Annotated in this window: 11 protein-coding genes; 7 read left to right on the forward strand and 4 right to left on the reverse strand. The window is 59.6% G+C overall.

Annotated features, from left to right (window positions below):
* The first annotated feature begins 24 nt into the window (after positions 1-24).
* Entirely contained in the window at positions 25-1,920 is a 1,896-nt protein-coding gene (gene parE, locus ABLV64_RS21730) for a DNA topoisomerase IV subunit B (protein WP_004205235.1), read from the forward strand.
* A gap of 73 nt (positions 1,921-1,993) precedes the next feature.
* Here the strand turns inward: parE and ABLV64_RS21735 are convergent, their stop codons facing one another.
* From ABLV64_RS21735 to qseB, 4 genes are all read right to left on the reverse strand, one after another.
* Entirely contained in the window at positions 1,994-2,308 is a 315-nt protein-coding gene (locus ABLV64_RS21735; protein ID WP_004205233.1) for a putative quinol monooxygenase, read from the reverse strand.
* An 81-nt stretch (positions 2,309-2,389) separates the two neighbouring features.
* Entirely contained in the window at positions 2,390-2,971 is a 582-nt protein-coding gene (locus tag ABLV64_RS21740; protein ID WP_023319164.1) for an NAD(P)H-dependent oxidoreductase, read from the reverse strand.
* Between the two features lie 106 nt (positions 2,972-3,077).
* Complete coding sequence (qseC, locus tag ABLV64_RS21745) at positions 3,078-4,427, reverse strand: quorum sensing histidine kinase QseC (RefSeq protein ID WP_049115642.1); 1,350 nt, start codon at positions 4,425-4,427, stop codon at positions 3,078-3,080.
* Positions 4,424-5,083, reverse strand: a complete 660-nt coding sequence (gene qseB, locus ABLV64_RS21750; RefSeq protein ID WP_004205227.1) for a quorum sensing response regulator transcription factor QseB — start codon at positions 5,081-5,083, stop codon at positions 4,424-4,426. The genes qseC and qseB overlap by 4 nt, the downstream gene beginning before the upstream one ends.
* Positions 5,084-5,232: 149 nt before the next feature.
* Here qseB and ABLV64_RS21755 point away from each other — a divergent pair, with 149 nt between their 5' ends.
* The 6 genes from ABLV64_RS21755 to ABLV64_RS21780 all read left to right on the forward strand — a co-directional run bounded on the left by ABLV64_RS21755 (position 5,233) and on the right by ABLV64_RS21780 (position 13,697).
* Positions 5,233-5,640 carry a YgiW/YdeI family stress tolerance OB fold protein gene (locus ABLV64_RS21755; protein WP_048325749.1) on the forward strand — a complete coding sequence of 136 codons (408 nt, stop codon included), beginning with the start codon at positions 5,233-5,235 and terminating at the stop codon, positions 5,638-5,640.
* Between the two features lie 77 nt (positions 5,641-5,717).
* Entirely contained in the window at positions 5,718-6,587 is an 870-nt protein-coding gene (locus ABLV64_RS21760; protein WP_032456625.1) for an AraC family transcriptional regulator, read from the forward strand.
* 120 nt (positions 6,588-6,707) lie between these two features.
* On the forward strand, positions 6,708-8,966 hold the full coding sequence (gene parC / locus ABLV64_RS21765; RefSeq protein WP_004205224.1) for a DNA topoisomerase IV subunit A: 2,259 nt from the start codon (positions 6,708-6,710) through the stop codon (positions 8,964-8,966).
* Positions 8,967-9,157: 191 nt separating this feature from the next.
* Positions 9,158-9,895: a 1-acylglycerol-3-phosphate O-acyltransferase gene (gene plsC / locus ABLV64_RS21770; RefSeq protein WP_004205223.1), complete on the forward strand. Its 738-nt coding sequence runs from the start codon at positions 9,158-9,160 to the stop codon at positions 9,893-9,895.
* 82 nt (positions 9,896-9,977) lie between these two features.
* Positions 9,978-11,390, forward strand: coding sequence for a cell division protein FtsP (gene ftsP / locus ABLV64_RS21775; protein WP_004205222.1), 1,413 nt, complete (start codon positions 9,978-9,980; stop codon positions 11,388-11,390).
* A gap of 33 nt (positions 11,391-11,423) precedes the next feature.
* Complete coding sequence (locus ABLV64_RS21780) at positions 11,424-13,697, forward strand: YgiQ family radical SAM protein (protein WP_072140373.1); 2,274 nt, start codon at positions 11,424-11,426, stop codon at positions 13,695-13,697.
* Positions 13,698-13,765 lie beyond the last annotated feature (68 nt).

Consider the following 13,765-nt stretch of genomic DNA (forward strand, 5'->3'; position numbering starts at 1 on the left):
CTGAACGACCTACGAATACACACCATGACGCAATCTTCATATAATGCTGATGCCATTGAGGTACTCACCGGGCTAGAGCCGGTGCGCCGCCGTCCGGGCATGTATACCGACACCACCCGTCCTAACCATCTTGGTCAGGAAGTGATTGATAACAGTGTGGACGAAGCGCTGGCAGGCCACGCCAAACGCGTGGAAGTGATCCTTCACGCCGACCAGTCCCTCGAGGTGATTGACGACGGGCGCGGGATGCCGGTCGACATTCACCCGGAAGAGGGGGTGCCGGCGGTTGAGCTGATCCTCTGCCGACTGCACGCGGGCGGTAAGTTTTCCAACAAAAACTACCAGTTTTCCGGCGGCCTGCACGGGGTGGGGATTTCGGTGGTCAACGCCCTGTCTAAACGCGTGGAGGTCAACGTGCGTCGCGACGGTCAGGTCTACAGCATCGCCTTTGAGAATGGTGAGAAAGTAGAAGACCTGCACGTCACCGGCACCTGCGGTAAACGCAACACCGGGACCAGCGTCCATTTCTGGCCTGACGAAAGCTTCTTCGATAGCCCGCGCTTCTCCGTTTCGCGTTTGACCCACTTGTTAAAAGCGAAAGCGGTGCTGTGCCCGGGCGTGGAAATTGTTTTCCGCGATCAGGTCAACAACAGCGAGCAGAGCTGGTGCTATGCCGATGGCCTTAACGACTACCTTAGCGAAGCGGTGAACGGCCTGCCGCTGCTGCCGGAAAAACCCTTCGTCGGCACCTTCTCCGGTGAGACGGAGGCGGTGGACTGGGCGCTGCTGTGGCTGCCGGAAGGCGGCGAGCTGCTGACCGAGAGTTATGTCAACCTGATCCCGACCATGCAGGGCGGGACGCACGTCAACGGCCTGCGCCAGGGGCTGCTGGACGCGATGCGTGAGTTCTGCGAGTACCGTAATATTCTGCCGCGCGGGGTGAAACTGTCGGCGGAAGATATCTGGGATCGCTGCGCCTACGTGCTGTCGGTGAAGATGCAGGATCCGCAGTTCGCCGGGCAAACCAAAGAGCGCCTGTCGTCGCGTCAGTGCGCGGCGTTCGTCTCCGGCGTGGTGAAAGACGCCTTCAGCCTGTGGCTGAACCAGAACGTGCAGGCTGCGGAGCTGCTGGCGGAGATGGCCATCTCCAGCGCCCAGCGTCGTCTGCGCGCCGCCAAGAAAGTGGTGCGCAAAAAGCTGACCAGCGGTCCGGCGCTGCCGGGTAAGCTGGCCGACTGCACCGCCCAGGATCTGAACCGTACCGAACTGTTCCTCGTCGAAGGGGACTCGGCGGGCGGGTCAGCCAAGCAGGCGCGCGATCGTGAATATCAGGCGATCATGCCGCTGAAAGGCAAGATCCTTAATACCTGGGAAGTCTCTTCCGATGAAGTGTTAGCTTCGCAAGAAGTGCACGACATTTCGGTGGCGATTGGTATTGACCCGGATAGCGATGATTTAAGCCAGCTGCGCTACGGCAAAATTTGTATCCTGGCGGATGCGGACTCCGATGGCCTGCACATTGCCACGCTGCTGTGCGCGCTGTTCGTGAGACATTTCCGGACTCTGGTGAAAGAGGGGCACGTCTACGTGGCGCTGCCGCCGCTGTACCGTATCGACCTCGGCAAAGAGGTTTACTACGCGCTAACGGAAGAAGAAAAGACCGGCGTGCTGGAGCAGCTGAAGCGCAAGAAAGGCAAGCCAAACGTCCAGCGCTTTAAAGGTCTCGGCGAGATGAACCCGATGCAGCTGCGGGAAACTACCCTCGACCCAAATACCCGCCGCCTGGTGCAGCTGGTGATCAGCGATGAGGATGAGCAGCAGACCACGGCGATGATGGATATGCTGTTGGCCAAGAAGCGTTCTGAAGACCGTCGCAACTGGCTGCAGGAGAAGGGCGATATGGCGGACCTGGAAGTGTAAGACCGCACGCTGCGCCAGACGTAAAAGGGAGCCTCAGGCTCCCTTTTCTTATTCCGTTTCAGCGTCGGCGGGCTTAGACGCCGGCCTGCAGGATACGGATGGTGGTCTCCAGCACATCGCCTTTGACCGCTTCCGACCAGGCTTTCATGTGCGGGGTCTGCAGGTGCGCTTCAAGATGCGCGACGCTTTCCCACTGCTCCACCATGACGATAGAGTCAGGAGCGGTGGTCTGGAAGCTGACGCCAGCGGCATGATCCACCATAGGCGCATAGCCGTGGCAGCCGGCTTCCTGCAAAACGGTCGGAATAATTTTCGCGAACTGATCGAGAACCGCCTGGCGGTGGTGCTGGCCCGGACGGGTACGGATTTCTGCAATCACTGTTAACATGGTTAACTCAACTCCTTCTGTGTGGATCTTGTCATACTCCAGGTTCCAATAACTCGAAATATGTAGAGCATAGACCCCTAGTTAACCAAAAATTTCCGCCAGATGCTTGCGATATTCTGCGATATACCGTGGGACATCAGGCATTTTTATCACGTCGTTGGCGATAAAGGTTGGCAGCGCCTCCATACCCAGGAACTGGTTGGCTTTATGGAACGGCAGGTAAACGCCGTCAACGCCAACGCCGTGGAAGAACTGCTCTTTGTCGGTGAAGGCCTCCATTGGCGCGTTCCAGGTCAGGGAGAGCATATATTTTTTCCCCTGCACCAGGCCGCCGGAGCCATATTTTTTGCTGGCGTCGGAGCGGGTACGGCCGTCGCTGGCGTACAGCGAACCGTGGCCTTCGGTAAAGACGTCATCCATATATTTTTTCACCGTCCACGGGGCGCCCATCCACCAGCCCGGCATCTGCCAGATCACCACATCGGCCCAGAGGAAATTCTGCACTTCGGCTTTTACGTCGTACTCGCTTTCGGCGCGAACGCTTTTAACATCGTGCCCGGCGTCGCGCAGATAACTCTCCGCGACCTCGGTCAGGGTGTCGTTCAGTTGGCCATTCGAGTGGGCGAATTTTTTTGCGCCATTGATAATCAGGATGTTGCTCATCATTTGTCCTCAATCTTGAAAATTTGCCGACGATCTTACCCCGCGAAGCGGGGCAGTAAAATGAGCAAAATGTGCAAAGTCTTTTGCTAAATGAGCAATAATCCCGCTACCAGCCAACGCGGGCTTCGAAGCCCCCGTCGCGGGCGTTGGCAAACTCGACGCGCATGCCATGCAGCGAGGCGATGCGCCGGACGATAGACAAGCCCAGGCCGCTGCCCGGAGCATCCTGACCAGGCGGGCGGTAAAAACGTTCGCCGACGCGCGCCAGCGCCTGCGGGCTGATGCCGGGGCCGTTATCGCGGACCCGAAACTCGCGGGCGTTGAGGGTGATATCGACCTGGCTGCCGCGCGGGCTGTAGCGCACCGCGTTATCCAGCAGATTGCGCACCAGCAGGCTGAGGAGCAGCGGCTGGCCGGTGCGGGAGATGCCAGAGGCATTAAGATGCAGGCGCAGCTCAATCCCGGACTGCTGCGCCGGGTGGTACATCTCCATTACCGCCGACTGCAGCAGGTCGTCGAGGGCGACCGGCTGCAGGTCGTCCAGCTGGGCGAGCGAGTCCAGCCGCGACAGCGTCAGCAGCTGATCCACCAGACGGGTGGCGCGATCGATCCCCTGATGGAGCTGAGCCAGGGCTTTCTCCCGCCCTTGTGGATCGTCCAGAGAGAGCTGGGCGACTTCAGTCTGCACCTTCAGCGCCGCCAACGGGCTGCGCAGCTCGTGGGCGGCATCAGAGGTAAACCGACGCTCGCGCAGCATGACGTCGTGGGTGCGCTGGAACAGCTGATTCAGCGCTTCGACCAGTGGGCGGACTTCAGGGGGGATCTTCTCCACGCTGAGCGATTCCGCCGAGTCCGGCGCGCGCAGACGCAGCGTGCGCGCCAGATGTTTCAACGGCGCCAGTTCGCGGCTTAACAGCACGATGAGCAGCACGAACATCAGCGGCAGGGCGACCATCCACGGAGTGAGCTGTGAGGTGACAATGTCCATCGCCATTTCGCGGCGATAATCCCACTCCTGGCCGACGGCGATGCGGTGGCGGCCATCGGCGGTGGTTAACCACAGGAAGCGCCACTCGTCATCATCGCCGCGCAGGTAGCCATCGCTAAAGCCCTCACGCTGCGAGTGCCACTGTATATCCTCTCCGTTCTCGCCGTCGTTAAGCACCATTTTGCCGTCGCGGGTGAAGATGGCGAACGCCAGCGCATCGTCGTCGATGTGCCCGTGGCGCACCTTTTTCTTTTCCCCGAGCGATACCGGCGGGGCGCGCAGTTCATCGAAATGCATGGCGCTCAGGCGGCGGGCGAACAGCAGCTGCTGGGTATCAAACAGCTTATCCAGCTTTTTACTGGTCTGCTGCCAGGCGATCACGCTGGCCACGCCCCAGGCGGCGGCGGTCAGCACGGCAAACAGCAGCGTCAGGCGCAGGCGCAGGCTCAGGCGGGCAAGTCGTTTCATGCGTCACCCAGGGTATAGCCGATGCCGTGGACGGTGCGGATAAATTCACTGCCGAGTTTGCGCCGCAGATGGTGGACGTGAACTTCCACGGCGTTGCTGGAGACCTCGTCGTCCCAGTTGTAGAGCTTTTCTTCAATAAGCTTACGCGGCAGCACGCGCCCGGCGTTACGCAGCAGCAGTTCCAGCAGGGCGAACTCCTTCGGCTTCAGCGTCAGGCTTTCGCCGTCGAGGCTGGCGGTTAAGCGGTTCGGGTCAAGGCGTACCTTGCCGTGGCGCAACTCGCTGCTGCTCTGGCCGTGGGCACGGCGGATCAATGCTTCGAGGCGGGCCGCTACCTCAATCAGGGCGAAAGGTTTGCACAGATAATCATCGGCGCCCAGGCGCAGCCCCTCCACCCGCTGGCTGAGCGCATCGCGGGCGGTGAGGATCAGCACCGGTTCATGGCGGCCTTTGTCGCGCCACTCGCGCAGAATCTCGAGGCCATCAACGCCAGGAAGAGTGAGATCAAGAATTGCCGCGTCGTAGGGGGCGCTGTATAGGGCGTTTTTGCCCTCCAGCCCGGCGGTAAACCAGTCGATGCTGAAGCCCATTTTGCTTAGCCCGGCCTTAATGCCATCGCCGATTAACTTGTCATCTTCCACCAATAATATGCGCATTTTCCCTCCTGCCAACCCGGCTGCTCTGCGCAGTAAACCGCGTTGAAGCGGGTGATGTACAGCATTAAAATTTCTTTTTTCCCCTTAAGAAGTCGTTAAGTTTTGTCGGGCGTAATAGGAGCCATATCAACACGAAGGGAGAACACATCATGAAGAAAATTGCTGCGATGACCGCGATCGTTGCCCTGGTTTCCATGCCGGCGCTGGCTGCCGGACAGGGCGGGTATACCGGTCCTTCTGCGACCACGCCGGCAAGTTCAACCACCCAGGGCGGCGGCTTCACCGGCCCGAGCGGCGCGATCACCACCGTCACCAATGTCAAATCGCTGCGGGACGATACCTGGGTGACCCTGCGCGGCAAAATCACCGAGCGCGTTTCCGACGATCTGTATAAGTTCCAGGATGCTACCGGAGTGATCAATGTCGATATCGACCACAAACGCTGGAACGGCGTCACCGTCGGCCCACAGGACACGGTAGAAATTCAGGGGGAAGTCGATAAGGACTGGAACTCGGTGGAAATCGACGTTAAACAGATCCGTAAAATCGCGCCATAAGTCTCCGTTGGATAAGCGCAAGATCGGTCAGGCATCGCTATCCTCGCTCTGTCAGAGTATGTCGCGAGGAGGAGACGATGAACGATATTAAGGCCAGCCCGGGGTATGTCGGGCGCTTCCAGCGCGTCTGTAGGTACATTGCGCACCATCTTGATGAGCCGCTGTCGCTGGAGATGCTGAGCGCGATAGCGCACAGTTCGCCTTACCATTTTCACCGGCAATTTAGCGCTTATACCGGCATTCCCTTGTACCGGTATATTCAGTGGTTGCGTCTGCGTCGCGCCTGTTGGCGCCTGGCGTTCAACCCCCGCGATAAAGTCATCGATATTGCCCTTGATGCCGGATTTCAGAATGCGGAGTCGTTCAGTCGTGCCTTCCGTACCGCGTTTGACCAAAGCCCGACCCAGTTCCGTCAGCAACCGGACTGGGCCGAGTGGCATCGACGCGTACCGAAACATACGCTACAGGAGCAAACGTCGATGGACGTCAACATTATTTCGTTCCCCACCACCCGGATAGCCGTACTGCAACATCGCGGCAGCCCGGACCTTGTCAACGCCACCGCCGCGCGTTTTATCGCCTGGCGTAAAACGAGCGGATTATCGCCCATCGCCACCTGCGATACCTGGGGGATCGCCTGGGACGATCCGCAGACCACCCCGCAGGGGGAATTTCGTTTTGACATCTGCGGTACGGTCGCACGGCCGGTCGGTGAAAACGCCTTTGGCGTGATTAACGGCGAAATCCCCGGCGGACGCTGCGCCGTCGTGCGCCATCACGGCTCGCTGGACACGCTGGCGAACAGCGTTTGGTTTCTCTATCGCGACTGGTTACCCGCTTCAGGCGAGACGTTACGGGATTTTCCGGTGTACTTCCGTTACCTCAATTTTGTCCATGAGGTGGCTGAGCATGAGCTGCAAACCGATATTTATCTGCCGCTGGCCTGATTAAGGTGACGGAATCCTCAACCGATCTCACGGCCTGTGACTCAGGGCGTGAGATCGGGTATTATCGCGGGTAGTTTTGCCGTCCGAACGGTCGGTACCCAGATTGAGGATCCACGATTAATGAGCGATATGGCAGAGCGCCTTGCGCTGCATGAATTTACGGAAAATGCTTACCTGAACTACTCCATGTACGTGATCATGGACAGGGCATTACCGTTTATTGGCGATGGCTTAAAACCGGTCCAGCGTCGCATCGTCTATGCGATGTCCGAACTGGGGCTGAACGCCAGCGCCAAATTCAAAAAGTCCGCCCGCACCGTCGGCGACGTGCTGGGTAAATATCACCCGCACGGCGACAGCGCCTGCTATGAAGCGATGGTGCTGATGGCGCAACCCTTCTCCTATCGCTATCCGCTGGTGGATGGCCAGGGGAACTGGGGGGCGCCGGACGATCCGAAATCCTTCGCCGCCATGCGTTACACCGAATCCCGCCTGTCGAAGTATGCCGAGCTGCTGCTCAGCGAGCTGGGGCAGGGGACGGTCGACTGGGTGCCAAACTTTGACGGCACGCTGCAGGAGCCGAAAATGCTGCCGGCGCGCCTGCCAAACATCCTGCTCAACGGCACCACCGGCATCGCGGTGGGCATGGCGACCGATATTCCGCCGCACAACCTGCGTGAAGTAGCGAAAGCGGCGATTACGCTGATTGAGCAGCCGAAAACGACCCTCGACGAACTGCTGGATATTGTCCAGGGGCCGGATTTCCCGACCGAGGCGGAGATCATCACTTCGCGGGCGGAAATTCGCAAAATCTACCAGAACGGACGCGGCTCTGTGCGCATGCGCGCGGTGTGGAGCAAAGAGGACGGCGCGGTAGTGATCAGCGCGCTGCCGCACCAGGTCTCCGGCGCCAAAGTTCTGGAGCAAATTGCGGCGCAGATGCGCAATAAAAAGCTGCCGATGGTGGATGACCTGCGCGACGAATCGGACCACGAAAATCCGACCCGTCTGGTGATCGTCCCGCGCTCCAACCGGGTGGATATGGAGCAGGTGATGAACCATCTGTTCGCCACCACCGATCTGGAGAAGAGCTACCGCATCAACCTCAATATGATCGGTCTCGACGGCCGCCCGGCGGTAAAAAACCTGCTGGAGATCCTCAGCGAATGGCTGGTGTTCCGTCGTGATACCGTACGTCGCCGTCTGAACCACCGGTTAGAGAAGGTCCTTAAGCGCCTGCATATCCTCGAAGGTTTGCTGGTGGCGTTCCTTAATATCGATGAAGTCATTGAGATCATCCGCACGGAAGATGAGCCGAAGCCAGCTCTGATGTCGCGCTTTGCCATCAGCGAAACCCAGGCGGAAGCGATTCTGGAACTGAAGCTGCGCCATCTCGCCAAACTGGAAGAGATGAAGATCCGCGGCGAGCAGAACGAGCTGGAAAAAGAGCGCGATCAGCTGCAGGCGATTCTGGCCTCTGAACGTAAGATGAACAATCTGCTGAAGAAAGAGCTGCAGGCCGATGCCGATGCTTTCGGCGACGATCGCCGCTCGCCGCTTCACGAGCGTGAAGAAGCGAAAGCGATGAGCGAGCATGACATGCTGCCGTCTGAGCCGGTGACTATCGTTCTGTCGCAGATGGGCTGGGTGCGCAGCGCCAAAGGGCACGACATTGACGCCCAGGGCTTAAGCTATAAGGCGGGCGACAGCTGGAAAGCCTCGGCGAAGGGCAAGAGCAACCAGCCGGTGGTGTTTATCGATACCACCGGGCGCAGCTATGCCATCGATCCGATTACTCTGCCCTCGGCGCGTGGCCAGGGTGAGCCGCTGACCGGTAAGCTCACGCTGCCGCCGGGCGCGACCGTGGAACATATGCTGATGGAAGGCGACGATCAGAAACTGCTGATGGCCTCCGACGCCGGCTACGGTTTTGTCTGCACCTTTAACGATCTGGTGGCGCGCAACCGCGCCGGTAAAGCGTTGATCACCCTGCCTGACAACGCGCATGTGATGCCGCCGCTGGTCATTGAGGACGAGTCCGATATGCTGCTGGCCATCACCGCCGCCGGGCGGATGCTGATGTTCCCGGTCAGCGATCTGCCGCAGCTGTCGAAAGGCAAGGGCAACAAAATCATCAACATTCCCGCGGCGGAAGCCGCCGCCGGCCAGGACGGCCTCGCACATCTGTTTGTCCTGCCGCCGCAGAGTACGCTGACCATTCACGTCGGCAAACGGAAGATCAAACTGCGTCCGGAAGAGCTGCAAAAAGTCACCGGCGAGCGCGGCCGCCGCGGTTCGCTGATGCGCGGGCTGCAGAAAATTGACCGTGTTGAAATTGACTCGCCGCGCCGCGCCGCGGCAGGCGATAGCGAAGAGTAAGCGCTTCTCCTCCCGTCTTTGACGGGAGGAGGCGAAAAAATGCCGCAAAATCGTTGTTTATTCAGGCGTTGCGATTAACAATGTCCATCATCAGGGACCCAGGAAGAACGGTCCCGGCCTGCGCAGAACTCGTGAGCCTGCCTTCTGCCAGCAGCGAATAATTCTAAGCGGTTTGGGTTTTAGAGGTAGCTATGCTATTCATTTTTCGAGTAATTTTCGTGGTCATTTATTGCATCGTGGTGTGCATACTTGGCTGTCTGTACTGCTTGTTCAGCCCGCGTAATCCAAAACACGTTGCCACTTTCGGCCATCTGTTTGGCCGCTTATCCCCGGTGTTTGGCCTGAAGGTGGAGCTGCGCAAACCTGCCGACGCGGAAAGCTATGGCAACGCGATCTACATCGCTAACCACCAGAACAACTATGATATGGTGACGGCGTCTAACATCGTGCAGGCCCCGACGGTTACCGTGGGGAAAAAGAGCCTGCTGTGGATCCCGTTCTTTGGCCAGCTGTACTGGCTGACCGGTAATCTGCTGATTGACCGTAATAATCGAACCAAAGCGCACGGCACCATTGCCGAGGTCGTTAACGCCTTTAAAAAGCGTAAAATTTCGTTCTGGATGTTCCCGGAAGGGACCCGCAGCCGCGGCCGCGGTCTGCTGCCGTTTAAAACCGGCGCCTTCCACGCGGCTATTGCCGCCGGAGTGCCGATTATTCCGGTGTGTGTCTCGAATACATCGAATAAAATAAAGCTCAATCGCTGGAACAACGGTCTGGTGATTGTGGAAATGCTGCCGCCGGTGGATACCAGCCAGTTCGGTAAAGACAACGTGCGCGCGCTGGCGACGCATTGCCGCGAGCTGATGGCCGCCAAAATCGCTGAGCTTGACAACGAAGTGGCCGAGCGCGAAGCGGCCGGCAAGCAATAAGACAGGAAACGCCGCCACCGCGCGCGTATGCTGGCGGGAAACGAATTCCCTTTTTCATTTGTCAGTATGTCATGGAGTTAATATGTCACTCAGTCGGCGTCAGTTTATTAAGGCTTCCGGCGTAGCGCTGTGCGCTGGCGCCGCGCCGCTGAAGGCCCATGCCGCCGGCCAGCAGCCTGCGCTGCCGGTTCCGCCGCTGCTGGAATCCCGTCGCGGTCAGCCGCTGTTTCTGACGCTGCAGCGTTCGCACTGGTCGTTTACGCCAGGCACCCGCGCCCCCGTCTGGGGGATCAATGGCCGCTATATGGGGCCGACGATCCGCGTCTGGAGCGGAGACGACGTCAAGCTTATCTACAGCAACCGTCTGACAGAGAACGTCGCGATGACCATCCGCGGCCTGCAGGTGCCGGGCCCGCTGATCGGCGGCGCGGCGCGCATGATGTCGCCGAACGCCGACTGGGCGCCGGTGCTGCCGATCCGCCAGAGTGCGGCGACGCTGTGGTACCAGGCCAATACGCCGAACCGGATGGCGAAGCAGGTCTATAACGGTCTGGCCGGCATGTGGCTGGTAGAGGATGAGGTGAGCAAGAACCTGCCGATCCCTAACCACTATGGCGTCGATGACTTCCCGGTGATAATTCAGGATAAACGGCTGGATAACTTCGGCACGCCGGAATATAGCGAACCGGGCAGCGGCGGCTTCGTCGGCGACACGCTGCTGGTCAATGGCGTGCAGAGCCCCTATGTCGAAGTGTCGCGCGGCTGGGTGCGACTGCGCCTGCTGAACGCCTCCAACTCCCGGCGCTATCAGCTACAGATGAGCGATGGCCGACTGCTGCATGTCATTTCCGGCGACCAGGGGTTCCTGCCGGCGCCGGTTTCGCTCAAGCAGCTGTCGCTGGCGCCGGGGGAACGGCGTGAAATCCTGGTCGATATGACCAACGGCGATGAAGTGTCCATTACCTGCGGCGAAGCGGCGAGCATTGTCGACCGTATCCGCGGCTTTTTTGAACCGTCCAGCATTCTGGTCTCCACGCTGGTGCTGACCCTGCGCCCGACCGGGCTGCTGCCGCTGGTCACCGACAGTCTGCCGGTGCGTCTGCTGCCGACCGAGCTGCTCTCCGGTACGCCGATCCGCAGCCGGGATATCACCCTCGGCGACGATCCAGGGATTAACGGCCAGCTATGGGATCCGCAGCGTATTGATATTACGGCGCAGCAGGGGACCTGGGAGCGCTGGACAGTGCGCGCCGACCGCCCGCAGTCGTTCCATATTGAAGGGGTGATGTTCCAGATCCGTAACGTCAACGGTTCGACCCCTTTCCCGGAAGACCGCGGCTGGAAGGACACCGTGTGGGTCGACGGGCAGGTCGAACTGCTGGTCTACTACGCCCAGCCGTCGTGGCCGCACTTCCCGTTCCAGTATCTGAGCCAGACGCTGGAGCTGGCCGACCGCGGTTCGATTGGCCAGATGCTGGTGAATCCTGCGCCATAATCTCTTCGACCCTGGCCGGCATACGGTCAGGGTTTGAGAAAATCCTCCTTCATTTCCACTATCATTCCGGCTTATAATCCACGCCCTTTTGGTTATTTTTTTATCATTTTCCCCGGAAGCAATATGAGCGCAATATCCCTGATCCAACCGGATCGTGACCTTTTTTCCTGGCCGCAATACTGGGCTGCCTGTTTTGGCCCTGCGCCATTTTTACCGATGTCGCGTGAAGAGATGGATCAACTTGGCTGGGATAGCTGCGACATTATTCTGGTGACCGGCGACGCCTACGTCGACCACCCGAGCTTCGGGATGGCCATCTGCGGCCGTATGCTGGAAGCGCAGGGGTTCCGCGTGGGGATCATCTCCCAGCCGGACTGGAACACCAAAGACGACTTCATGCGTCTGGGCAAACCGAACCTGTTCTTCGGCGTGACCGCCGGCAACATGGACTCGATGATCAACCGCTACACCGCCGACCGTAAGCTGCGTCATGATGACGCTTACACCGCCGGCAACGTGGCGGGCAAGCGTCCGGACCGCGCCACCCTGGTCTACACCCAGCGCTGTAAAGAGGCGTGGAAAGATGTGCCCGTGATCCTCGGCGGCATCGAAGCCAGCCTGCGCCGTACCGCCCACTATGATTACTGGTCCGATACCGTGCGCCGCTCGGTGCTGGTGGACTCCAAGGCCGATATGCTGATGTTCGGCAACGGCGAGCGTCCGCTGGTGGAAGTGGCTCATCGCCTGGCGATGGGCGAAACCATCGATCAGATCCGCGATGTGCGCAATACCGCCATCATGGTGAAAGAGGCCCTCCCGGGCTGGAGCGGCGTTGACTCCACCCGTCTGGATACCCCGGGCAAAATCGACCCCATCCCGCACCCGTATGGTGAAGATCTGCCGTGTGCAGACAACAAACCGGTGGCCCCGAAAAAAGCCGAGGCTAAAGCCGTTGTCGTGCAGCCGCCGCGGCCAAAACCGTGGGAAAAGACCTATGTGCTGCTGCCCTCCTTCGAGAAGGTGAAAGGCGATAAGGTCCTGTACGCTCACGCCTCGCGCATTCTGCACCATGAAACCAACCCCGGCTGTGCCCGGGCGCTGATGCAAAAGCACGGCGAGCGCTACATCTGGATCAACCCGCCGGCAATCCCGCTCTCCACCGAAGAGATGGACAGCGTTTTCGCGCTGCCCTACAAGCGCGTGCCGCATCCTTCCTATGGCGATGCGCGCATCCCGGCGTATGAGATGATCCGCTTCTCTATCAACATCATGCGCGGCTGCTTCGGCGGCTGTTCGTTCTGCTCGATCACCGAGCACGAAGGACGCATTATCCAGAGCCGTTCTGAGGATTCGATCATCAATGAGATCGAAGCCATTCGCGACACGGTGCCGGGCTTTACCGGCGTGATCTCCGATCTCGGCGGACCCACCGCCAACATGTATATGCTGCGCTGCAAATCGCCACGCGCCGAGCAGACCTGTCGCCGTCTCTCCTGCGTCTACCCGGATATCTGCCCGCACATGGATACCAACCATGAGCCGACGATCAACCTTTACCGTCGCGCCCGCGAGCTGAAGGGCATCAAGAAGATCCTTATCGCCTCCGGGGTACGCTATGACATCGCGGTCGAAGATCCGCGCTATATTAAAGAGCTGGCGACCCACCACGTCGGCGGCTATCTGAAGATCGCGCCGGAGCATACCGAAGAGGGCCCGCTGTCGAAGATGATGAAGCCGGGAATGGGCAGCTACGACCGCTTTAAAGAGCTGTTCGACACCTATTCGAAGCAGGCGGGTAAAGAGCAGTATCTGATCCCGTACTTTATCTCCGCCCACCCGGGGACCCGTGATGAAGACATGGTGAACCTGGCGCTGTGGCTGAAGAAGCACCGCTTCCGTCTCGACCAGGTGCAGAACTTCTATCCGTCGCCGCTGGCGAACTCGACCACCATGTATTACACCGGCAAAAACCCGCTGGGCAAGATCGGCTATAAGAGTGAAGAGGTGGTGGTGCCGAAGGGCGATAAACAGCGCCGTCTGCACAAAGCGCTGCTGCGCTACCACGATCCGGCCAACTGGCCGCTGATCCGTCAGGCGCTGGAGGCGATGGGCAAGAAACACCTGATTGGCTCTCGTCGCGACTGCCTGGTGCCGGCGCCGACCCTGGATGAGATGCGCGAAGCGCGTCGCCAGAACCGTCATACCCGCCCGGCGCTGACCAAGCACACGCCGATTGCGCATCAGCGTTCTAACGGTGGCGCAACGGCGAAAAAGCCCGTCAAACGGGGTAAAGTCGCCGGGCGTTAAGCCTGACTTTGCGCCCGGCTGCGTTTCGCTGGCCGGGTGGTTTCTCAAGCCGGGCACGCATCAGCGCA

The sequence above is a fragment of the Klebsiella sp. JB_Kp031 genome (assembly GCF_040064295.1).
Taxonomy (GTDB): Bacteria; Pseudomonadota; Gammaproteobacteria; order Enterobacterales; family Enterobacteriaceae; genus Klebsiella; species Klebsiella quasipneumoniae.

What these genes read in the sequence shown, in the direction of transcription:
- parC (WP_004205224.1), top strand. Translation starts at nt 6,708, where the DNA reads ATGAGCGATATGGCAGAGCGCCTTGCGCTGCATGAATTTACGGAAAAT.
- ABLV64_RS21735 (WP_004205233.1), bottom strand. Translation starts at nt 2,308, where the DNA reads ATGTTAACAGTGATTGCAGAAATCCGTACCCGTCCGGGCCAGCACCAC.
- ABLV64_RS21755 (WP_048325749.1), top strand. Translation starts at nt 5,233, where the DNA reads ATGAAGAAAATTGCTGCGATGACCGCGATCGTTGCCCTGGTTTCCATG.
- ftsP (WP_004205222.1), top strand. Translation starts at nt 9,978, where the DNA reads ATGTCACTCAGTCGGCGTCAGTTTATTAAGGCTTCCGGCGTAGCGCTG.
- plsC (WP_004205223.1), top strand. Translation starts at nt 9,158, where the DNA reads ATGCTATTCATTTTTCGAGTAATTTTCGTGGTCATTTATTGCATCGTG.
- qseB (WP_004205227.1), bottom strand. Translation starts at nt 5,083, where the DNA reads ATGCGCATATTATTGGTGGAAGATGACAAGTTAATCGGCGATGGCATT.
- ABLV64_RS21740 (WP_023319164.1), bottom strand. Translation starts at nt 2,971, where the DNA reads ATGAGCAACATCCTGATTATCAATGGCGCAAAAAAATTCGCCCACTCG.
- qseC (WP_049115642.1), bottom strand. Translation starts at nt 4,427, where the DNA reads ATGAAACGACTTGCCCGCCTGAGCCTGCGCCTGCGCCTGACGCTGCTG.
- parE (WP_004205235.1), top strand. Translation starts at nt 25, where the DNA reads ATGACGCAATCTTCATATAATGCTGATGCCATTGAGGTACTCACCGGG.
- ABLV64_RS21760 (WP_032456625.1), top strand. Translation starts at nt 5,718, where the DNA reads ATGAACGATATTAAGGCCAGCCCGGGGTATGTCGGGCGCTTCCAGCGC.